This is a genomic window from Microbacterium mitrae (assembly GCF_008017445.1).
GTDB classification, from domain to species: Bacteria; Actinomycetota; Actinomycetes; order Actinomycetales; family Microbacteriaceae; genus Microbacterium; species Microbacterium mitrae.
This window is the reverse complement of the sequence record NZ_VRSW01000001.1, coordinates 334,323-353,260: the sequence shown is the minus strand read 5'-3', so window position 1 is coordinate 353,260 and position 18,938 is coordinate 334,323. Positions and strand designations below refer to the sequence as shown.

At 63.3% G+C, this 18,938-nt stretch carries 19 protein-coding genes; 8 read left to right on the top strand and 11 right to left on the bottom strand.

From position 1 onward, the window contains the following. Positions 1–17: 17 nt before the first annotated feature. Complete coding sequence (locus FVP60_RS01640) at positions 18–887, bottom strand: acyl-CoA thioesterase (protein ID WP_147825471.1); 870 nt, start codon at positions 885–887, stop codon at positions 18–20. 101 nt (positions 888–988) lie between these two features. On the opposite strand from FVP60_RS01640, the gene FVP60_RS01635 reads away from it, so the two are divergent. Continuing rightward, positions 989–1,669 (top strand): DUF8185 domain-containing protein, encoded by a 681-nt coding sequence (locus tag FVP60_RS01635; RefSeq protein WP_147824529.1) that lies wholly within the window; start codon positions 989–991, stop codon positions 1,667–1,669. Between the two features lie 65 nt (positions 1,670–1,734). On the opposite strand, the gene FVP60_RS01630 is transcribed toward FVP60_RS01635, so the two are convergent. Beyond that, the gene (locus FVP60_RS01630) at positions 1,735–3,405 is read right to left on the bottom strand and encodes an FAD-binding dehydrogenase (protein WP_147824528.1); all 1,671 of its coding nucleotides are present in this window, start codon (positions 3,403–3,405) and stop codon (positions 1,735–1,737) included. Between the two features lie 164 nt (positions 3,406–3,569). On the opposite strand from FVP60_RS01630, the gene tdh reads away from it, so the two are divergent. Beyond that, positions 3,570–4,613 (top strand): L-threonine 3-dehydrogenase, encoded by a 1,044-nt coding sequence (tdh, locus tag FVP60_RS01625; protein WP_147824527.1) that lies wholly within the window; start codon positions 3,570–3,572, stop codon positions 4,611–4,613. A 3-nt stretch (positions 4,614–4,616) separates the two neighbouring features. Beyond that, complete coding sequence (locus FVP60_RS01620; RefSeq protein WP_147824526.1) at positions 4,617–5,801, top strand: glycine C-acetyltransferase; 1,185 nt, start codon at positions 4,617–4,619, stop codon at positions 5,799–5,801. Positions 5,802–5,814: 13 nt separating this feature from the next. Here FVP60_RS01620 and FVP60_RS01615 read toward each other — a convergent pair whose 3' ends face one another. The 3 genes from FVP60_RS01615 to pepN all read right to left on the bottom strand — a co-directional run bounded on the left by FVP60_RS01615 (position 5,815) and on the right by pepN (position 10,199). Beyond that, complete coding sequence (locus FVP60_RS01615) at positions 5,815–6,282, bottom strand: globin (RefSeq protein WP_147824525.1); 468 nt, start codon at positions 6,280–6,282, stop codon at positions 5,815–5,817. Next, on the bottom strand, positions 6,279–7,448 hold the full coding sequence (locus tag FVP60_RS01610; RefSeq protein WP_147824524.1) for a mechanosensitive ion channel family protein: 1,170 nt from the start codon (positions 7,446–7,448) through the stop codon (positions 6,279–6,281). The genes FVP60_RS01615 and FVP60_RS01610 overlap by 4 nt, the downstream gene beginning before the upstream one ends. Before the next feature lie 204 nt (positions 7,449–7,652). Beyond that, positions 7,653–10,199, bottom strand: a complete 2,547-nt coding sequence (gene pepN, locus FVP60_RS01605; RefSeq protein WP_147824523.1) for an aminopeptidase N — start codon at positions 10,197–10,199, stop codon at positions 7,653–7,655. A 169-nt stretch (positions 10,200–10,368) separates the two neighbouring features. Between pepN and FVP60_RS01600 the strand changes: the two genes are divergently transcribed. From FVP60_RS01600 to FVP60_RS01585, 4 genes are read left to right on the top strand one after another with little or no spacing between them, the layout of a single operon-like run. Continuing rightward, positions 10,369–10,854, top strand: coding sequence for a ribose-5-phosphate isomerase (locus FVP60_RS01600; RefSeq protein WP_147824522.1), 486 nt, complete (start codon positions 10,369–10,371; stop codon positions 10,852–10,854). Further along, the gene (locus FVP60_RS01595; RefSeq protein ID WP_147824521.1) at positions 10,854–11,852 is read left to right on the top strand and encodes an Fpg/Nei family DNA glycosylase; all 999 of its coding nucleotides are present in this window, start codon (positions 10,854–10,856) and stop codon (positions 11,850–11,852) included. Before FVP60_RS01600 ends, FVP60_RS01595 begins: the two co-directional genes overlap by 1 nt. 8 nt (positions 11,853–11,860) lie before the next feature. Next, complete coding sequence (locus tag FVP60_RS01590; protein WP_147824520.1) at positions 11,861–12,502, top strand: FMN-binding negative transcriptional regulator; 642 nt, start codon at positions 11,861–11,863, stop codon at positions 12,500–12,502. Beyond that, a complete protein-coding gene (locus FVP60_RS01585) occupies positions 12,499–13,986 on the top strand; it encodes an amidohydrolase (RefSeq protein WP_147824519.1) in 1,488 nt (495 codons plus the stop codon). Before FVP60_RS01590 ends, FVP60_RS01585 begins: the two co-directional genes overlap by 4 nt. 61 nt (positions 13,987–14,047) lie before the next feature. On the opposite strand, the gene FVP60_RS01580 is transcribed toward FVP60_RS01585, so the two are convergent. Together FVP60_RS01580 and FVP60_RS01575 are read right to left on the bottom strand one after the other, a co-directional pair. Next, positions 14,048–14,533 carry a Dps family protein gene (locus FVP60_RS01580; protein ID WP_147824518.1) on the bottom strand — a complete coding sequence of 162 codons (486 nt, stop codon included), beginning with the start codon at positions 14,531–14,533 and terminating at the stop codon, positions 14,048–14,050. A 105-nt stretch (positions 14,534–14,638) separates the two neighbouring features. After that, on the bottom strand, positions 14,639–15,091 hold the full coding sequence (locus FVP60_RS01575) for a DUF1761 domain-containing protein (protein ID WP_147824517.1): 453 nt from the start codon (positions 15,089–15,091) through the stop codon (positions 14,639–14,641). A 98-nt stretch (positions 15,092–15,189) separates the two neighbouring features. Between FVP60_RS01575 and FVP60_RS01570 the strand changes: the two genes are divergently transcribed. Then, the gene (locus FVP60_RS01570; RefSeq protein ID WP_147824516.1) at positions 15,190–15,729 is read left to right on the top strand and encodes a gamma carbonic anhydrase family protein; all 540 of its coding nucleotides are present in this window, start codon (positions 15,190–15,192) and stop codon (positions 15,727–15,729) included. A gap of 59 nt (positions 15,730–15,788) precedes the next feature. Here the strand turns inward: FVP60_RS01570 and FVP60_RS01565 are convergent, their stop codons facing one another. From FVP60_RS01565 to FVP60_RS13185, 4 genes are all read right to left on the bottom strand, one after another. Then, positions 15,789–16,595 (bottom strand): amino acid ABC transporter ATP-binding protein, encoded by an 807-nt coding sequence (locus FVP60_RS01565; RefSeq protein WP_147824515.1) that lies wholly within the window; start codon positions 16,593–16,595, stop codon positions 15,789–15,791. Continuing rightward, entirely contained in the window at positions 16,595–17,410 is an 816-nt protein-coding gene (locus FVP60_RS01560; RefSeq protein ID WP_147824514.1) for an amino acid ABC transporter permease, read from the bottom strand. The genes FVP60_RS01565 and FVP60_RS01560 overlap by 1 nt, the downstream gene beginning before the upstream one ends. Before the next feature lie 64 nt (positions 17,411–17,474). Then, the gene (locus tag FVP60_RS01555) at positions 17,475–18,302 is read right to left on the bottom strand and encodes a transporter substrate-binding domain-containing protein (protein WP_246132421.1); all 828 of its coding nucleotides are present in this window, start codon (positions 18,300–18,302) and stop codon (positions 17,475–17,477) included. Between the two features lie 80 nt (positions 18,303–18,382). Beyond that, positions 18,383–18,907 carry a GntR family transcriptional regulator gene (locus FVP60_RS13185; RefSeq protein WP_246132487.1) on the bottom strand — a complete coding sequence of 175 codons (525 nt, stop codon included), beginning with the start codon at positions 18,905–18,907 and terminating at the stop codon, positions 18,383–18,385. Positions 18,908–18,938: the final 31 nt, after the last annotated feature.

Here is an 18,938-nt window from a genome sequence, read left to right as displayed (position 1 = left end):
TGCGCCCGCTTTTGCGATCACTTCCAGGTGATTCCGGGTGTGTCAGCGGGCACGCGAATCATGATTTCTTGCGCGACGCTGGCCACCAACGCGCCGTCACGGCTGTAGATGCGGCCCTGCGCGAGCCCGCGGCTATTGATCGCGTTGGGGGAGTTCTGCACGTACAGCAACCACTCATCGACGCGCGCATCGCGATGCCACCACATTGCGTGGTCAAGGCTCGCGATCTTCAGCCCCTTCGTGATCCACGGCACGCCGTGTGCGCGCAGCACCGAATCTTGAATCGAGGTGTCGCTGAGAAAGGCAAGCCCGGCGCGATGCAGCCACGGGTCATCGGGGAGGCGCTTGCGTGTCTTCACCCACACCGCGTTCGTCGCGGTGCGCTCGCCCGTGACGGCAACCTGGATCGGGCTGGTGACGTAGCGCTGTTCGAGCGGCGTTGCCATGAAAAAGTCGCTCCAGCCCGGGCCCATCTGCTCGGCAAGCACATCGACCGAGTTTGGCAGGTCTTCCGGATCAGGAATTCCTGCCGGCATGGCGTCTTGATGTTCCACGCCCTTGTCGTCGTCTTGGAAGGACGAGATCATCGAGAAAATGGGTACGCCCTCTTGGAACGCCTGCACACGACGGGTCGAAAACGAGCGGCCATCGTGAATGCGGTCAACCGACAGCGTCACCGTGGTGGTCGCGTCTCCTGGGCGCAAGAAGTAGCCGTGCATGGAATGCACGTGGCGGGTCTCCGGCAGCGTTCGTGAAGCCGCGACGATCGCCTGCGCCAATACCTGGCCGCCGTAAATTCGGCCATGCGGCATCGGGAGTGTCTTGCCCGTGAAAATGTCTTCTGTGGTGCGCGCCGACATATCTGTGATGTCGAGCGCCTCAACCATGGCGGCAACCGGATCGCTGGTGGATAGGTTGTTGTTCGTCACGCGTCTCCTTCTTGACCGGTCTCGCCCTTGGGGTGAGGCCGTCTTGCTAGTTTAGAGGGGTGGCTCAACATCTCTCATTCGTCGATGCCGCCTCGGCGAAGGACCTCTTGACGTTCGCCGGCCGCGCCGCCCGCGTTGGCGCGGAGGGCGTTCGTCTCGCCGCCCGCAACGGGGTCATGACGGTGCAAACCGCGACGCTGTCATCGCAAGGTTTGCTCGACGCAACACCGACCGTCCTCGGCATGCGTGTGATGGCGGTTGACCCGGAGTTGGAGTGCGACTTCGTGGTCGCCCCCGAAGGCCTTGGCCCCGGTCAGAGCGACACCCAGGTAGCGCTTCCCGAGACGGCGCTGTCGTTGCCGTGGGCGGGTATCGCGCCGCCCCCGAGCGGGTGGGAGTATGTTGGCGAGGTTTCACCGCGCGTGATGCGCACCCTTGCCACCGAGGGCATCGCCGATGTCGCAGACCTGGTTCCCGCCGACTCCGGCGAAGACGTGGTGCGCAAGGTGCGCGCGGCGGTGTGGGGTCCGATGAGCGACGCGCTGTTTGACGCGCCGAAGGGCGTCGCCTTTACTGCTGACGCGCTGGGATTCTTGCGCGACGACGACACGATCGCCGTTTTCCGTAACGAACGGTGGACGCGCTTCAGCATGACGCGCGGGCACGTGCTCAGCCGGGGGCCGGCGCGCATGGGGCTTACGCCCGTGCGCGCGACCGGAACCACGGCAGCGTCCGCCTAGGCAAGACAGCGTCCGCCTAGGAACAACCGCGTCACCGCGCAACGGAACCGGGAACAACCCGTCTGTCAGCGAGTGTCTGCCGCTGCCTGTCGCCCCGCCTGGCGGCCAGAAAACAGGCATCCGCCCACGAAGGTGCCTTCTAGCGCGCGATAGCCGTGCACGCCACCGCCGCCAAATCCGCTGGCCTCACCGGCGGCAAACAACCCCGCGATAGGCGTGCCGTCTGCCGACAACGCTTGGCCGTTGAGATCGGTTTCGATGCCACCGAGCGACTTTGGGGTCAGCACGTGCAATTTAACGGCGATCATCGGTCCGGCTGCCGGGTCTTGCAGCCGATGTGGGCTTGCGGTTCGGATCAGCTTGTCACCGCGGTAGGCGCGCGCCGAGCGCAGCATGGCGATTTGCGAGTCTTTGGTGAAGTCATTCGCCATCTCGCGGTCGCGGGCCTCAACCTCGGCGATGACTCGTTGCGCGTTGAGGGCATCACCGCCTGGCAATGCCTGCATTCCGGCAACGAGTCGCTCCAGCGTGGGCTCGACGACAAAGTCGGCTCCGTTGTCCAGGAACGCCTGCACCGGCCCTGTCGCACCCTTCGCTAGGCGAGACTTCAGCAGCAGCCCGACGTCTTTGCCGGTGAGGTCAGGGTTCTGCTCCGAGCCGGAAAGCGCGAACTCCTTTTCGAGAATCGCCTGCGACAGCACAAACCAGCTGTGATCGTGGCCCGTCGTTCGCAAATGTGCGAGGGTTCCGAGGGTGTCGAAGCCCGGGTAGAGCGGAGTCGGCAGTCGCTTTCCGGTGGCATCAAGCCACAGCGAGGAGGGGCCAGGCAGAATGCGTATGCCGTGCGATGGCCAGACCGGCTTCCAGTTTTGGATGCCCTCGACGTAGTGCCACATGCGGTCGGCATTGATGTGGTTCGCGCCGGCGGCCGCCGAGACCGCGTTCATGGAACCATCGACATACGCGGGTACACCGGTGATCATGTGTTGCGGAGCGGTGCCCAGGCTCGCCGGCCAGTGCTGGCGCACTAGATCATGATTGCCGCCGATGCCGCCGGAGGCCACGACTGTCGCTCCGGCCGCGATTTCGAACTGCCCAACGACATCGCGGTTGGTGGCAACACCGCGCTCGGCATCCGAGTCCAACAAAATATCACCGCGAGCACCGGTTACGGCGCCGTTGGTGACAACGAGCTCCGTGACCTTGTGGCGCGGCAAGATTGTCACCAGGCCGTCGTCTTCGCCGGACTGAATGGCGGCGTCAAACGGCGCCACGATGCCGGGGCCTGTGCCCCACGTGATGTGAAATCGCGGAACCGAGTTGCCGGGGCCCAGTGCGCCGTAGCCGCCGCGCTCCGCCCAACCGATGACCGGAAAGAACCCGACGCCCAGGGAGCGCAACCACGAGCGCTTTTCGCCGGCGGCAAACTGGAGATACGCCTCAGCCCACGCACGCGGCCACCGGTCTTCGGCGCGGTCAAACCCTGCCGTTCCCATCCAGTCTTGTCGGGCTAGTTCCAGGCTGTCTTTGATTCCCATGCGTCGTTGTTCGGGGGAGTCGATGAAGAATAGCCCGCCGAATGACCACCACGCCTGCCCGCCAAGGTTCGTCAGCGGCTCTTGATCGATGATGGTGACCCGGCGCCGCTGCAGGAGGGCTTCACGGGCGGCGACGAGCCCCGCCAGCCCCCAGCCGATGATCAAAACGTCGGTCTGATGGGTACGTGCGTCAGGCACTGCGCCTCCCGTTGCCTATCTCGCGCTGCATTGCGCGGTTGATTGACGGTATCGCGCCGGGTTTTGATCTTCAATGCAATGACGGCAATAGGATTGACGGTGGTGCGCGACACACAATTCGCTTGACACCTGAACCCCCGTTTAACTCTCACAAAGAGGTGGCAATGAAGGCCCTTCGCAAAACCGCGCCCGGCGCCGGTTTCGAACTGCTCGATATCCCAGAACCCGTGGTTGGTCCGGCTGACGTCAAGATTCGGGTGCTGCGCACCGGAATCTGCGGAACCGACCTGCACATCCTGAAGTGGGATGACTGGGCGGCAGAAAACATCGTGGCACCCCTCACGGCGGGGCACGAATTCGCTGGCGAGGTGGTCGAAGTTGGCCCGCTCGTGCACGATATTGCCGTCGGCGATCTTGTCTCCGGCGAGGGGCACATCGTGTGTGGCATGTGTCGCAACTGCCGCGCAGGACGCGCGCACATGTGCATTCGCACGAAGGGCGTTGGCCTGCACCGAGACGGCGCCTTCGCCGAATATGTCGTGATCCCGGGCAAGAACGTGTGGGTTCACCGCACCGACATTGACCCCAACATCGCGGCCATCTTTGACCCGCTGGGCAACGCGGTGCACACGGCGCTCAAGTTCAGCGTGGTGGGTGAGGATGTTCTCGTCACCGGTTGCGGGCCGATCGGACTGATGTCGATCGCGGTTGCGCGCCACGTGGGTGCCCGCTTCATCACCGCCACCGATATTTCACCCGCACGCCTCGAAATGGCACTCGCCATGGGGGCCGACGCCGCCGTCAACGTGGCCACAGACCGCGTGAAGGCCACGCAGCAGACCCTTGGCATGCGCGAAGGGTTCGACGTCGGGTTTGAGATGTCTGGGTCGCCCGCCGCGCTGCAGGAGATGATCGACAACATGAACCACGGCGGCCGCATTTCGATGCTGGGGCTGCCGTCGAGCCCGTTCCCGATTGACTGGGGCAAGGTGGTCACCCACATGCTCACGTTGCAGGGCATCTACGGTCGCGAAATGTTTGAAACCTGGAACTCGATGAGTGCCATGCTGCAGACCAGCGACGTGCTGCGCGAGCGCATCGCCTCCATCATCACGGAACAATTCCCCGCTTCCCAGTGGCAGGCGGGCTTTGACGCGGCAGCCTCGGGCGGCGTCGGCAAGGTCATTCTCGATTGGACGGAGCTCTAGAACATGTACACCACGATCCGCGATCAGTTCCGCGCCGAACTGGACGACATTGAGGCCGCCGGCCTCACCAAGCGCGAGCGCGAAATTCAGGGCCCGCAGGGCGCAATCGTCGATGTCGATGGTTCCGCCATTCTCAACTTCTGCGCCAACAACTACCTCGGTCTTGCCAACGATCCGCGCATTGTCGCGGCGGCGCACACCGGGCTTGATGAATGGGGCTACGGTCTCGCCAGCGTGCGCTTCATTTGCGGCACGCAGCAGCAGCACGTCGACCTGGAAAAGAAGCTCAGCGGGTTCTTGGGCTACGACGACACGATCCTGTTCTCCTCGTGCTTTGACGCCAACGGCGGCGTGTTCGAGTCGCTGTTCGGCGCCGAAGACGCCATCATCTCCGATGAGCTGAACCACGCGTCGATCATCGACGGCATTCGACTCTCCAAGGCGCAACGCCTGCGCTACAAGAACCGCGATATGGCTGACCTTGAGGCGCAGCTGCAGCAGGCATCGACCGCCCGACGCATCGTGATCGTCACCGATGGTGTTTTCTCGATGGACGGCTACATCGCCCCGCTCGCCGAGATTTGCGATCTGGCCGACAAGTACGGTGCGCTGGTGTTTGTCGACGACTCGCATGCCGTTGGATTTGTCGGAACCAATGGCCGCGGCACGCCGGAATATTGCGGTGTTGAGGGCCGTGTTGACATCACCACCGGAACCTTCGGCAAGGCTCTCGGCGGCGCATCGGGCGGGTACGTTTCGGCCCGCCAGGAGATTGTTGATCTGCTGCGCCAGAAGGCGCGCCCGTACCTGTTCTCCAACACGCTGGCGCCGGCGATTGTCGCCGGAACCATGACGGCGCTGGACCTGCTGGCCGAATCGGGCGAATTGCGTGAGACGCTGGTGCACAACGCCGAGCGGTTCCGCTCTGCGATGAGCGAGGCTGGCTTTGACCTGCTGCCGGGGGAGCACGCCATTGTTCCGGTGATGTTTGGTGATGCGGTCGTGACCGCGAAGATCGCGGCGGCACTGCAACAGCGCGGCGTCTATGTGACCGCCTTCAGCTTCCCCGTGGTTCCGCGTGGTGCTGCGCGCATCCGGGTGCAGCTGTCAGCCGCTCACACCGACGATGAGATTGATCGTTGCGTTGCCGCCTTCGTCGCGGCGCGCGACGAAGTTCTCGGCTCGTAACCCTGCGGGCGGGCTAGTCCTTCGGGACGAGCCCGCCGAGCGATCCGGCCTCTCGGCTTCCCGCCGAGGGGCCGATGTTCGTTGTGGGAGTCTGCTCGAACGTATTCACCATGGCGTGTGCGGCGCGCGTGAAGTAGTCCCACATCGTCGCGTCATGCAGGGGCGACAGCTGGACCTCGTCCATCGCGGTACGCATGTGGCTCAGCCACCGGTCACGGGCATCGGGGTTTACGTGAAACGGGATGTGCCGCATGCGCAGACGCGGGTGCCCTCGCGTCTCGCCGTAGGTTGAGGGCCCGCCCCAGTACTGTTCCAGAAACAGCCGCAGGCGGTCAGCAGCCGGCCCGAGGTCTTCTTCTGGATACATCGGCCGCAGCACCTCGTCTTCTGCGACACCGCGGTAGAACGCTTCGATGAGACGCTGAAAGGTATCGTGCCCGCCTACCTGATCGAAAAAGCTGGTGGTGGTGTCGTCGGTCACGCGGTTCCGTCCTCGGAGGGGTCATGGCGCTCGGCCTCGGGCGAGGCGGGCTTCGGCTTCTGCGGCTTTTCAGGCTTGTCAGTGGCCATCGGGTTGGGCTTGGTGATGGGGGTTTGCGGCGCCTCGGTTGCTTTGGCCTTCTTTCGCGCGCGCCACGTTGGGCGCGGCGCATGGGCCGGTGTGACGGGGGTCGGGCGGGTGCGAGGCGGGTTCGCGCCACGCACCCGCTGAGCGCCATCCGCACCCTGAAGCAACACCGACGTGAGGCTGGGCATCGTCACATCCATATCGGCCATGGCGGCCTTCAACCGGCGCAACAGCTCCTGCGCAACGTCGTCGCGGGCGCCGGAGCGAGTGCGGATCACCAGACGGATCACCTGCGCGTCGTCAGCAATGGACTCCAAGCCCCAGGTTTCCGGGCGTTCGAGAATGCGCGAGCGCCACTTGGGATCTTTCATCAGGTCGGTAGCGACGTCGAGCATGCGGCTCTCGACGGCTTCGAGGTCAGCGTCGACGGTCGCCGACAGATCAACAACAACGCGTGCCCACCCCATCGACATATTGCCGATGCGAAGAATTTCGCCGTTGCGCACGTACCACAGCGTTCCGTTGACATCGCGAACGTGGGTGACGCGCACGCTGACGTTCTCCACGACGCCGGTGGCCAGCCCAACGTCAACGACATCACCAATACCCAACTGGTCGCCGGCCACGATGAAGATGCCGTTCAAGATGTCGCGAACAATGTTCTGCGCGCCAAAACCAAGGCCGGCACCGACGGCTGCCGTGAGCAGCGTTAGCGAGCCAAGAATGTCGGGGTTGATGGTCTGCACAATGAGCACCAGCGCGACAACGAAGATGGTGACGCTGACGATGCCGTTGAGAATGGTGCCGAGGGTGCGGGTGCGTTGCACGACGCGCATCGCGACGACGGGGGAGCGGTCAAGCGCCTGGGTGTCATCAACGTTGGCCTTAGACTTCGCGCCGGAGACGACCCGGCGAACCACCCGACGAATCGCGAACTTCAGCAGCCATGAGGCCAGAACAGACGACACGATGATGATCGCGATGGTGATCAAGTCGGCGCCGGCCTGAATGAACCACGCGGCCACCTTGCCCCAAAAATCGGTCGGTTCGGTCGCGGCGTCTGCAAGGTACCGAATCATGACCCCAGTGTATCGAGCGCCGCTATGGCTGGCCTGGAAGGCCGCGTCATGAAACTGGCCGGGAAGGCCGCGTCACAAAACTGGCTGGAAGGCCGCGTCATGAATCTGGCCGACAAGACCGCGTCACAAAACTGGCTGGGAAGGCCGCGTCACAAAACGACGGAGGGGCCAGCCGCATGGCCAGCCCCTCCGCACGAATCACGCCTACTCGGCGTCGCGGTCTTGCACGGCGAGAGCACGCTCAACGCCAGCGAGGTTTTCCTGCACCAGTCGGCGAAGGGCCGGGGCTGCGGAACCATTGGCCTTCAGCCACTCCTGGGTCGCGGCACGAAGCTCTGCGTTTGCCAGCGACGACGGGTACAGGCCCGTCACCAGGTAGTTGGCGATCTGGTACGTACGCGACTCCCAAATCGGCGCCAGGCTGTCGAAGTACGCCGGAATGAAGGCCGTGAGGTCTTCACGCGTGGACGGGTTGTTAAAGCCCAGCGCGGCGGAGCGCACGATGGTGTTGGGCAGGTCGGCGTTGGCAACCAGCGAGTCCCAAGCGATCTGCTTGGCCTCGTGGCCGGGCAGAGCAGCCTTCGCCTGCGCTGCAAACTCGCCACCCTTCGCGGTGTTGTCGGCGGCGAGAGCGTCATCAATGGCGGCCGCGTCGACGGCGCCGCCGGAGGCCAGTGCGACCAGCAGCGCCCACGACAGGTCGGTGTCGATCTCCAGGCCCTCGAATGCGATCTCACCCGAGCGAATCTGCGCCACGCGAGCAACCTGTTCCGGCGTTGCCGCAGCCGAAGCCGTGGCCTGCACAAACTGCAGCTGGTTGTCAGAACCAGCCTCTGCCGCCTCGGCCAACGCGAACAGGCCGTCACCGACGCGGGCGCGAGTGGCCTCGCGGTCTGCCGGAGCGACATAGTTGTTCGCGGTGAGCAACAGCTGCTGCAGCGTGGTGCGGATCGTGGTCGACTCGGTTTCGCTTCCGATGTTCTTGAGCACGAGATCGATGTAGTCGCTCGCGGCCGACTCGGCGTCGCGCGTCATGTCCCAGGCCGCTCCCCACACGAGTGAACGTGCCAGCGGGTCGCGAATCTCGCCGAGGTGGTCAATGGCGGTCTTCAACGAACGCTCGTCGAGACGAATCTTCGCGTAGGCGAGGTCGTGATCGTTCAGCAGTACCAGGTCAGGCTGCGCGAGGCCCTTGAGCTCTTCGACCTCGGTACGGTCACCATCGACATCAAGCTCGGCGTAGTGCACGCGCTCGAGGCCGTCCGCCGTGAGGTCGTAGAAGCCGACACCGAGGCGGTGTGGGCGGATCGTCGGGTAGTCAGCGGGAGCTGTCTGCGTAATCGCGAAGCGCGTGATGGTTCCGGTGGTGTTGGTCTCGATCAGCGGGGTGAGGGTGTTCACGCCTGCCGTGTCGAGCCACTTCTTGGCCCACGTGGTGAGTTCGCGCCCGCTGGTAGCCTCCAGCTCCGTGAGCAGGTCGGTGACCTCGGTGTTCGAGTAGGCGTGCTTCTTGAAGTACGCGGCCACACCGGCGAAGAACTCTTCAATTCCTACCCAGGCAGCGAGCTGCTTGAGCACCGAACCACCCTTGGCGTAGGTGATGCCGTCGAAGTTGACCTGCACGTCTTCGAGGTCGTTGATCTCGGCGACGATGGGGTGCGTGGAGGGCAGTTGGTCTTGGCGGTAGGCCCAGGTCTTTTCCATCGCGTTGAACGTGGTCCACGCTTCGGTCCACTCGGTAGCCTCAGCCGTCGCGATGGTCGATGCCCACTCGGCGAACGACTCGTTGAGCCAGAGGTCGTTCCACCACTTCATCGTGACGAGGTCGCCGAACCACATGTGTGCGAGCTCGTGCAGAATCGTGACGACGCGGCGCTCCTTGATGGCGTCGGTCACCTTGGAGCGGAAGACATAGGCCTCCGTAAACGTGACCGCGCCGATGTTCTCCATGGCGCCGGCGTTGAATTCCGGAACAAACAGCTGGTCGTACTTGGCGAACGGGTACGGGTAGTCGAACTTCTCCTCGAAGTACGCGAAGCCCTCACGCGTCTTGTCGAAGATGTAGTCGTAGTCCATGTGCTGCCACAGCGACTTGCGGGCAAAGACGCCGAGCGGGATGACCCGGCCATCGGCGTTGGTGAGCTCGGAGTGTGTGGACTCGTACGGGCCGGCAATTAGCGCGGTGATGTACGACGACATCTTCGGCGTGGGTTCAAACGCCCACGTTGCAACGCCATCACCGGCGGCAACGGGCTCTGGGGTCGGTGAGTTGGAGATGACCTTCCACGCGGCGGGGGCGGTGATCGTGAACGCGAACGTCGCCTTGAGGTCGGGCTGCTCGAAGACAGCGAAGACTCGGCGGGAGTCTGGAACCTCAAACTGCGAATAGAGGTACACCTCGTTGTCGACGGGGTCGACGAAGCGGTGAAGGCCCTCACCCGTGTTGGTGTAGAGGCAGTCGGCGACGACACGGAGTTCGTTTTCGGCCGCCAGACCGTGAAGCGCGATGCGCGACTCGGCGAAGGCCGTAGCGGGGTCGATTGCGACACCGTTCAGAGTGATCTCAAGAACATCGCGGGCGATCAGGTCGATAAAGGTCGAGGCGCCTTCGGTGGCGGTGAAGCGCACAACGCTCGTGGAGCGAAAGACCTCGGCTCCCGTCGTGAGGTCGAGGGTGACGTCGTACGACTGCGTATCGACGACCGCGCGACGCTCCTGTGCTTCGGTCCGTGTGAGGTTCTCTCCAGGCACTGAATGACTCCCGTGTAGTGGATGATGGGGGAATACGAGTCATGTCGGCTCGCAGCTCCGATGCTGCTGGCATCGGCGCCAACAAGATAGCCTACGCCAGGCGCGCGATTCGGCGTGAAAGACGAGCCGATCGGGTTGGCTTGCCGTGAGCTGTGAATAGACTTGTTGGATGCGCATTCACATCGCCACCGACCACGCTGGCCTCGACTTTTCTACCCAGTTGCAGGAGCACCTGCGAGGCATCGGTCACGATGTCATCGACCACGGGCCTATCGAGTACGACGCCGTTGACGACTACCCGGCGTTTTGCATTCGTGCAGCGCAGGGCGTGATCGCCGACCAGCACGCCGGCGTCGAGGCTCTCGGCGTCGTCTTTGGTGGTTCCGGCAATGGCGAGCAGATCGCCGCCAACAAGGTGGCAGGCATTCGTGCGGCGCTGGTGTGGAACCTGTCGACGGCTGAGCTTGCACGCGAGCACAACGACGCGAATGTGATTTCGATCGGCGCGCGTCAGCACAGCTTCGAAGAGGTGGTTTCGTTTATCGAACGGTTCATCGAGACGCCGTTCTCGGGCGATGAGCGTCACGTTCGCCGTATTCGGCAAATCGCAGACTTCGAGCGCGACGGCTCGCTCCTTCCCGATCCGCGCGCGTAATGCCTGAGGGCCACTCCGTTCACCGCATTGCGCGGCAGATTGAGAGAAACTTCGTCGGCAAGACGGTCACCGCGTCGAGCCCGCAGGGTCGCTTTCACGAGGGGGCGGCGATTCTCGATGGCCTGACGGTGCGCGAGGCGAAGGCCGTCGGCAAACAGATGTTTGTCGAGTTTGACGACCAGACGTGGCTGCGCGTTCATCTGGGTCTGTACGGTGCGTGGGACTTCGCGGGCGAGATCTTGATGGACGCGACGATTGCTTCAGCAAACGGGCGCATGGGGCAGACCAATCAGCGTGGCACCGACGTGGAAGCGAGCATTTTTGATGATGCGGGGGAGAACTCGCTCGCATCGATTGGCGCTCCCCGCAATACCCGCGTCAATGTGCGCATGAGCGAGCAGACGAAGGGGTTGGGCGACGAGTCATTGCAGTGGCCGCCGCCGATTGTTGGAACCGTGCGGTTGCGTCTGCTGACCGATGACGTTTGCGCCGACCTCCGCGGCCCCACCGCGTGCGAAGTTCAAACGCCAGAGGAGGTGGCCGCGGTCATCGCCAAACTTGGCCCCGATCCGCTCGTTGGCGACACCACCGTCGGTGAAGAGCGCTTTGTCGCGGGCGTGAAGCGGCGAAACGTCGCGATCGGTCAGTTGCTGATGGATCAGAGCATCGTGAGCGGTATCGGCAATGTCTATCGCGCCGAGATGTTGTTTCGCGCGGCGCTGAATCCGCATACCCCCGGTAAAGACGTCCGAGAGGACACGCTGCGGGCGATGTGGCGTGACTGGGTGCAGCTCCTCAGCACCGGCGTCGAGACCGGACAGATGATGACGATGGACGATCTCGACCCTGAGGCGTATCGTCGAGCGATGGCCCACCGCGATGATCGCCACTGGGTCTACCACCGCGCAGGACTACCCTGTCGCGAGTGTGGCACCGAGATCGTGTTGGAAGAGATGCAGGCACGCAAGCTCTATTGGTGCCCGCGCTGCCAAGCCTGAGGAGAATAATGCGTCAAAACCCGAGCTTTGCGATGACCGATGTCGCGGAGTTGCGACGACTCATCGCACGCAATCCGTGGGCGACGCTGGTGAGCGCGACGGACGACGGCATCGTGGCATCCCACTACGCCGTGCTACTGGATGACGAGCGTGACGACCTCACGGTTGTTGGTCACGTCGGCAAGCCCGACGATCTGCTGCACGGCCTCGGTGAGCGCGAGCTCACCCTCATCTTCCAAGGACCCCACGGCTACATCACGCCCCGCTGGTATGGCGATGTCGCCGCGGTTCCCACCTGGAACTACGTCGCCCTTCATCTCACAGGCGTTCCAGAAATCTTGACACCAGAAGAAAACCTCGTGGTGCTCGACAAGCTCGTCACCCATTTCGAAAGCGCGGAGCCTGATCCCCGCCTGATGTGGCAGGCGCCGAATGATGAGGCTTATATCTCGCGGCTGGAACGCGGAACCATGGGGTTTCGGCTCACGCCGAGCAGGCTCGTTGCGAAACGTAAGCTCAGCCAGAACAAACCGGATGATGTGGTCGACGCGATTATCGCCGAGCTGAACGGCGACGGCGCATACGCCAACGCTGCACTCGCGGCAGAAATGCAGCGAGCTCACGAGGCGTTGCGGGGAGCGCGGGCATGATCGCGCTCGGCACGCTGCCCGTTGCCGTGCGCAACGCGCGCATTTCTGGCCCAACGCGGCAATATGTTCCGTTTGACGATGTCTGCGACATCGTGATCCGAGGCGGAAAAATTGCCGACTTCTCGCCCGTCGGGGCGTTGCGCCATGACGGGCCGGTGTGGGATGCCGAGGGCTCGTGGGTCATGCCCGGTCTGTGGGATCACCACATCCACTCCACACCGACCGCGCTCAGCGCGCTACGCACCGACGTGTATGGCGCGACCTCCGCACGCGAAGCCGCCCACCGGCTGAGCGCGGTGGCGCCGGGCGCAGACGGCAGGCGCGTCGGGGTTCGCATGCGCGATGCGCTCTGGTCCGATGCTCCGAGCCTTGCCATGCTCGATGAAGCCGCGGGCGCGGTTCCGACGTATCTCATCAATATGGACCTGCACAGCGTGTGGATGAACACTGCTGCCTTCACGCGTGAGGGCATTCCGGCTTCTCCCACGGGCATAGTGCAAGAAGACATTGCCTTCGAGGTTGGCCGCAGACTCGGTGACCTCGACGTCGAGTTGCTTGACGCCGCCGTTTCGGAGGTTGCCGACCGCGCGGCAGCGCGGGGCATTGTCGGGCTGATCGATTACGACTTCGGCTGGAACCTCGTACCGTGGGCTCGTCGCGCTGCCGACGGTTTTGATGCTGTTCGCGTGCAGTTTGGGGTGTACCCACACGACCTCGTTCGCGCCATCGCCGAAGGGGTTGCGACGGGCGATGTCGTCGATGAGCGGGGACTCATCACGGTGGGGGCGCTGAAGGCGATTTCTGATGGCTCACTCGGCACCCGAACGGCGGCGTGTTCGCACCCATACCCTGACCGCTCATCCGGCATGCTCGCGATCGATCCGGATGAGCTGGTCGATCTCATGACGACGGCGACCGGTGCCGGGTTTGCCTGCGCCATTCACGCGATCGGTGATGTGGCGAACTCCCACGCGCTCGATGCGTTTGCCGCGACCGGGGCGTGGGGCTCGATCGAGCATGCGCAGTTGGTCTCGCGGGTTGACCTGCCACGATTCGCTCGCGCAGGCGTTGCCGCCAGTGTGCAACCAACGCACGCAGTCGATGACCGTGACCTTGCCGATCGGGAGTGGGCTCACCAGCCGGGCGCGGCATATCCGTTGCGCTCGCTGCACGATGCGGGCGCGAACCTGCTCTTTGGTTCCGACTCTCCCGTTGCGCCGCTGGATCCGTGGCTTGCCATTGCCAACGCGGTTGAGCGCACGGACGATGAGCGTGAGGCGTGGCTGGGGCATGAACGGCTCGATGTTGCGACCGCACTGGCGGCGTCGATTGCCGGCTCACAGCACGAGCCGCTGATGGAGATCGGTGCCGCCGCCGACCTCGTCTTCTGTGGCGACGATCCATACGCCGCCACGGGCACGCAACTGCGGCACATGGCGGTCAACGCAACGCTGCTCGGTGGGCGATTCACCCACCTGGGCTAGCGCAGCCGCAACGCGCGAAGCCGGCCACCCGAGAGGGTGACCGGCTTCATACGCGAAGAGCTTATGCCGCGATGTGAGCGGTCAAGAACCAGCGGTCCTTCTCAAGGCCGCGGCGGATTTCGATCGCGACGTCTTGGCTGGTGAGGTCAACCTCGTCGAGGCCGTCAATGGCCTCCTGCGTCTGCGCAAGAATCTTGTCGATGTCGGCGACGACGGCACGGATCATATCGTCGGAGTTTGCGAATGCAGCCGGAACGGCCGTCTCTCCAGCCTCGGCGGCAACGACGCTAGCGCGCGCGTCAACGGGAAGGCCGAGAGCGACGATGCGTTCAGCAGCCGTGTCTGCCCAATCCATGGCGTGGGCCACGATGTCATCCAGCAGCTCGTGAACGCCGACGAAGTTCGCGCCGCGCACGTGCCAATGAGCCTGCTTGCCGTTGAGCACGAGCGCCTGAAGGCCGTGAACCAGCGGGGTGAGGAACTGCGCCGAGCCTGCGGCAACGGTCGGGTCGCTAGCGGTGGTGGCAATGGTCTTCGACGTGGTCATAAGGTCCTCCTCGTGTGGTTCTTCGGTACAACACCTAAGTTACTCGTTCCATTCCGTGGCGCAAGCAAGCTGAGGCTGGGCTAACTGCCTGATGGAATAGCAAATTTAGGCGAGGCTAACCACAATCTCGATCGACTCGATTGCGGGCGGCCAGACGCCGATGATGAGCGCCATCACTACGACGGTCACCAGTTCGTGTGAAATGTTCATGACGGTCAGGGCGCTGGGGCGGCCCTCAAACGCATCGTGCGTAATGAAGCGAGCGGCGGTAAAGCCCGCCCACAGCAAAATGCCGGTCACGAGTGCGGCGACCAGGTAGCTGCCGCCATAAAAGTGGAACGCGATTGTGGTGGCGCCCGCCAACACCCAGGCGGAGATGAAGCTGACGACCAGGGTCACGAGAATCGGGGCCACGGCGCTGGAGCCGGAACCGGGAGTCACCTTTGCGAGTTTCATCCAGCGGTTGCCGAATACTTTCGGCGTGTACCAGATCGTGCCGACGACCATCGTCGAGAGCGTCGCGACAATCACCGCCCAGTAGTTAATCTCCGGAACCATCGGGTCTCCATTTCGTAGGGGTGACTGAATGGTGGCGCAATCTGAGCCTGGCCAGCAAGAGGCGCGCGGCGAGTTTCGATGCCCCTAGAGTCGATGGCATGACGATCTCACCTGATGCTTCCGTTCTTCCCGTCTCGGGCATTGCTCCCTCGATTGCAGACAACGCGTTCGTCGCCGCGGGTGCGCGCATCGTGGGCGATGTGCGCCTCGCAGCCAATGCGAGCGTGTGGTTCAACGCGGTGCTTCGCGGCGACAGCGCCTCGATTACGGTGGGTGAGCGCAGCAACCTGCAAGACAACGTCTCGGTTCATGTCGACGTGGCAAAGCCCGCGGTCATCGGCAACGACGTCTCTGTCGGGCACAACGCCGTCGTTCACGGCTGCACGATCGAAGACGGCTCCCTCATTGGCATGGGGTCGGTGATTCTCTCCGGCGCGGTCATCGGCGCCGGAAGCCTGGTCGCCGGGGGCGCGGTGGTGCTGGAGGGAACCATCGTGCCACCGGGTTCACTCGTTGCCGGCGTGCCGGCCAAGGTGCGTCGTGAACTGACCGAAGAAGAAAAGGAACGCCTGCTGAAGAACGCGGCGATCTACCTCACACACTCCACAAACCACGCGGCTACTGTCGCCGAGAGCTGAGCACGCGCGCAAACGGCGGGGCCATCCGCCCGGATGACCCCGCCGTTTGATGCGAACTGTTAAGAGTTCTCGATCGTGCGCACGCTCGCGGTGTCTCGCGACACCTCAACGTGCGTGGGATCCAGCACGCGGCGCAAGAAGTCTTGCGTGCGCGGCTCTTTCGGGTTGCCGATGACCTGGTCGGGATGGCCCTGTTCGACCACGACGCCGCGATCCATGAACACCACGTGGTCGGCCACTTCGCGAGCAAACGCCATCTCGTGCGTCACGACAACCATGGTCATGCCGTCTTGAGCGAGGCCGCGCATGATGGCGAGAACGTCGCCAACGGTTTCCGGGTCGAGCGCCGAGGTGGGCTCGTCAAAGAGCATCAGCTTCGGATCCATCGACAGCGCGCGGGCAATCGCCACGCGCTGCTGCTGGCCGCCGGAGAGCTCGACGGGGTAGCGAGACTGGAACGAGCCGAGTCCCACGGCCGAAAGGTGCTTGCGGGCAACCGCTTCGGCTTCGGCACGTGAGCGCTTCAGCACCTTCTCCTGCGCCACCGTGCAGTTCTGCAACACGGTGAGGTGCGGGAACAGGTTGAACTGCTGAAACACCATGCCAACGTGCGCGCGCATGGCATCGACGTCGACATCTTCGTCGGTGGCATCAAAACCGGCGACGTGAATTGTTCCGCCGTTCGGCTGTTCCAGGAGGTTGATGCAGCGAAGTAGCGTGGATTTGCCCGAACCCGAGGGCCCAATCAAGCACACCACTTGCCCTGGGTTGACCGTCAGGTCGATGCCCTTGAGCACCTCGTTACTTCCGTACGACTTGCGTAGACCCGTGATCTGAACGCCAGCGGGTGCGATGGTGGCAGTCATCACTTCTCCTTTCGCGACGTGCGCTGAGAGTTTTGCTCGCTGCGGCGCTCGAACCAGCGAGCCAGCATGCTGAGCGGAACCGTGATGACGAGATACAGCAGGCCAGCGACCACGAAGGCCGTGGCGCCACCGCCGTAGGTAATCATGCCGTCGCGGCCGATCTTGGTGATGTCGTAGTTGATCGCCTGCATGCCAAGCACGTAGACGAGGGAGGAGTCCTTCGTCAGCAGAATGACCTCGTTCGTCAGCGGCGGCAATACGATGCGGAACGCCTGCGGGATGACGATTGTAATCATCGCGCGAGTGTGCGACATGCCGAGGCTACGAGCGGCTTCAATTTGCCCCTTGGGAACGGCCTGCAGGCCGGCGCGGAGAGTCTCGGCCATGTAGGCGGCCGAAACGGAGCCGAGCGCGATCATGACCGTTGCCCACAAGGGCAATTTGAGGCCCTGGAAGGCGATGGGCAGCAAGAACCCGGCGCCAATCAACACGAGCAACGCGGGAATACCGCGGAAAAACTCGATGTAGACCTTTGCGATCCATTGATACGGCTTGAAGGTTGCCATGCGCATGAGCGCGAGAATCAGACCGAGGGTCAAGCCGAAGGCAAACGAGGTCGCGGTGTAAAGCAACGTGTTGACAAGCCCGGGGAACAGAATCGTCGGGAAGAGCTTGGGGATGACGTCGAAACGCAAGAACGAGTCGGCTACTGCTGGCCAGTCAATGATCAACGCAAGGATTGCGATGACCACGATGCCGATTGCTCCCTGAACCCACAGGCTGCGTCGTCTGCGCTGGGTGGCGGTCAATGCCATGAGGTGGCACCTTTCAATGAGTGGGCCGGCCCGCATCATTGCGAGCCGGCCCCCTGTTAGCTAGTTACTTGCCTTCGAACCACTTGGCTTCGAGCTCGGCGAGCTCACCGCTGTCCGTCAGGCGCTTGATCGTCTTGTTCACCTCGGCGAGAATCTCAGCGTTCTTGCCCTTGGGAACGATGATTCCGAGGTTCTCATCGGTGGGAATGTCTTCGACGACCACAAAGTCGTCGTTGCCCTTGATGGCGAACTTCAGCACCGACTGGTTGCCGAGCGATGCGACGGTGTTGCCTGCCGTCAGTGCCAAGATCTGCTGGCCGGAGTCTTCGAACTCGATCGGGTCGAGGCCGTTGTCGGCGGCGTAGACGGCGCCCGTCGTTGCTGCCTGAACACCGACGGTCTTGCCCTTTGCGTCGTCGATCGACGTGATTCCGGCGTCCTTGGCCGCAATCAGCACGAGCGCGTCGTTGTAGTACGGGTCGGAGAAGTCGACGTTTTGCTTGCGCTCATCCGTGATCGTGATCGACGATGCCGCGATGTCGCAGTCGGTGCCGAACAGGCCACTCGTGATCGCTTCAAACGAGGAGTCGACGACAGCAAGCTCAAGGCCCATGTCGTCGGCGACCGCCTGAACGATGTCGATGTCAAAACCGATCGGCTCGCCCGAGGCCTCATCGAGCATCTCAAACGGCTCGTAGGGAATGTCGGAGCAAACCGTGAGCTTGCCTTCGGAAACAGTGGTGATGCCGCCGTCAGTGTCGCCACTTTTGGCGTCACCTCCGGCGGAGGAACCACAAGCGGAAAGGGTAAGCGCTGCCGTGGCCGTAAGGCCCAACAGTGCGATTCGGGAAATACGGTTCTTCATAAGAACACCCATCTGTGCATGAGTCATGTGTGGCGTAAGTGTATCCGGCTCGTGTCTCGAACTCATCACGCCACGACCAGTGTGCTTACCGGATCGTTATGCCAGCATCACGCGCCGCTGAGTGGGCGCACGTAGGCATCGCCACGCTGTGAGCGACCAGATGCCGAAACCGTGAACCGTACGATATCGCTGAGATAGCGGTCATCAGATGCTTCAAACCGCGTGCCAGTCGCGTCACTACTGATGCGGCGAAGGCGCAGGATCGGAAAGCCTCGTGGCACTCCCAGTAGCTTCGCGTCGGTCTCATCGGCCGCTACCGCATCGATCTCGTGCTCGACGGTGGCGCCTGCGAATCCGCGAGATTCGAGGTATTCCGTGATCGAAACGGTATCCAGGTCAACGTCAAACAGCACCCTGCCCACGTCGGCCGTGTAGCTCAGTCGCTCGAGCATCGTTCGGCGATTATCGAGGCTCCGCAGCCGAAGCACCTCCACAATTGCGTCGCCCTCGGCGATGTTCAACAGCGCAGCCTTCTCCGCGTCCGCTCGGCGCATGCTGACTTCGTGCGTGCTCGCGGCCGGAACCGCCCCAATGTCTCGTGCCCACCGCGTGAAGGGGATGGATACATCCACCGCCTGCCCTGACTTTCGCTCCCGAACACGG

Excerpts from the sequence above, each read along its gene's own strand:
- FVP60_RS01595 (WP_147824521.1), top strand. The coding sequence starts at position 10,854 with ATGCCTGAGGGCCACTCCGTTCACCGCATTGCGCGGCAGATTGAGAGA.
- FVP60_RS01610 (WP_147824524.1), bottom strand. The coding sequence starts at position 7,448 with ATGATTCGGTACCTTGCAGACGCCGCGACCGAACCGACCGATTTTTGG.
- FVP60_RS01590 (WP_147824520.1), top strand. The coding sequence starts at position 11,861 with ATGCGTCAAAACCCGAGCTTTGCGATGACCGATGTCGCGGAGTTGCGA.
- FVP60_RS01620 (WP_147824526.1), top strand. The coding sequence starts at position 4,617 with ATGTACACCACGATCCGCGATCAGTTCCGCGCCGAACTGGACGACATT.
- FVP60_RS01555 (WP_246132421.1), bottom strand. The coding sequence starts at position 18,302 with ATGACTCATGCACAGATGGGTGTTCTTATGAAGAACCGTATTTCCCGA.
- FVP60_RS01560 (WP_147824514.1), bottom strand. The coding sequence starts at position 17,410 with ATGGCATTGACCGCCACCCAGCGCAGACGACGCAGCCTGTGGGTTCAG.
- FVP60_RS01575 (WP_147824517.1), bottom strand. The coding sequence starts at position 15,091 with ATGGTTCCGGAGATTAACTACTGGGCGGTGATTGTCGCGACGCTCTCG.
- FVP60_RS01580 (WP_147824518.1), bottom strand. The coding sequence starts at position 14,533 with ATGACCACGTCGAAGACCATTGCCACCACCGCTAGCGACCCGACCGTT.
- FVP60_RS01570 (WP_147824516.1), top strand. The coding sequence starts at position 15,190 with ATGACGATCTCACCTGATGCTTCCGTTCTTCCCGTCTCGGGCATTGCT.
- FVP60_RS01585 (WP_147824519.1), top strand. The coding sequence starts at position 12,499 with ATGATCGCGCTCGGCACGCTGCCCGTTGCCGTGCGCAACGCGCGCATT.
- tdh (WP_147824527.1), top strand. The coding sequence starts at position 3,570 with ATGAAGGCCCTTCGCAAAACCGCGCCCGGCGCCGGTTTCGAACTGCTC.
- FVP60_RS01600 (WP_147824522.1), top strand. The coding sequence starts at position 10,369 with ATGCGCATTCACATCGCCACCGACCACGCTGGCCTCGACTTTTCTACC.
- FVP60_RS01565 (WP_147824515.1), bottom strand. The coding sequence starts at position 16,595 with ATGACTGCCACCATCGCACCCGCTGGCGTTCAGATCACGGGTCTACGC.
- FVP60_RS01640 (WP_147825471.1), bottom strand. The coding sequence starts at position 887 with ATGGTTGAGGCGCTCGACATCACAGATATGTCGGCGCGCACCACAGAA.